Origin of the sequence: Acidiphilium sp., assembly GCF_049977125.1 — a bacterium.
In the GTDB taxonomy this organism is placed as follows: domain Bacteria; phylum Pseudomonadota; class Alphaproteobacteria; order Acetobacterales; family Acetobacteraceae; genus Acidiphilium.
Map to the genome: position 1 here is coordinate 1 of NZ_JBMFGY010000047.1, position 1,205 is coordinate 1,205.

Sequence of the window (1,205 nt, forward strand, 5' to 3'; positions counted from 1 at the left end):
GTGCGGAAGAGCACCCCATCCTACGAAGTTACGTGAGGTTTCACCGGTACGGACCAGATTAAAAAGAGTTTTTTGGTTCTTTTTTGCAAAAAAGAACGCCTTGCTTGCCTTGCCTTGCCTTGCCTTAACTTAACCCGGCCGTGCCGATGGGGGGTGGATGATCGGGTCAGGCGGGATGTTCGGCTTGTGTGGGTTCGGGGGTTTCGGTGCAGGGGATGCGGCGTTGGTAGATCAGGGTTTCGGCGCCGAGGGTGATGCGGGCGTCGTGGTTGAGTTCGATCATTGTGTCGATTCGTCGTCCATTGACGAAGGTGCCGTTCGATGAGTTCAGGTCGCTGAGGTAGGCGGCGCCGTTGCGCAGGTCGATGCGGCAGTGGCGGCGCGAGATTTCCCGATCTGGCAGGATCAGGTGGCAGGGGGCGGTTCGCCCGATCAGGAAGCCGCCTGTGGTGATGGCGATGTCGTGGGCGGTGCTGTCGTTGAGGTGGCAGAGGACATGGCACGGCAGGGGCGCGGCGCGGATCAGCGTGCCGTCAAGGCTGGGCATTGCCGCAGAATCGGGGCTGGGGAGGCGGACCCGCAGGATTCGCACGGGGCGGGGGATGTTTTTGAGCAGATGCTCGCCGAGATCGATCATGTCGATCGTGATTTTGCCGGCGACATCTTCCTGCACCCGGCCGGAGACGCAGATGCCGCCCGGTTCGGCCAGGGGTTCGAGCCGGGCGGCGATGTTGACGCCGTCGCCGAGGAGATCGTCGTCCTCGATCACGACTTCGCCTTGATGGACGCCGATGCGCAGGCGCACTGACTCGGCCTCGACGCGTTCGGCGTTGAGGCGGTTGAGGCCGTCCTGGATGTCGATCGCGCAGCGCAGCGCGAGGACGGCGCTGGGGAATTCGGCCAGCATGCCGTCGCCGGTGCGTTTGAAGATGCGGCCGTTGCGGCTGGCGATGGCGGGTTCGATCACGTCGCGCCTGGCCTGGGACAGGCGGGCGAGGGTGGTTGCCTCGTCCTGCCCGATCCGCCAGGAGAAGCCGACCATATCGGCGGCGAGAATGGCCGCCAGTTTGCGATTTGGTTCGTCGAAACCCAAGGAACGGCTCCTCGAATCGGCTTGAAATGGTGGAGTCGGCTCGAAATGGTGCGTGATAAAGAAATGTTTGATAGATCGGCGGGGCGGTGATGGCAATTCACGTTAAATTTGC

1 protein-coding gene is annotated in these 1,205 nt (G+C 62.5%); it reads right to left on the reverse strand.

Going from position 1 to position 1,205, the window contains the following annotated elements:
- Positions 1 to 166 precede the first annotated feature (166 nt).
- Positions 167 to 1,093: an FHA domain-containing protein gene (locus ACP5E6_RS09255; RefSeq protein WP_427953948.1), complete on the reverse strand. Its 927-nt coding sequence runs from the start codon at positions 1,091 to 1,093 to the stop codon at positions 167 to 169.
- Positions 1,094 to 1,205: the final 112 nt, after the last annotated feature.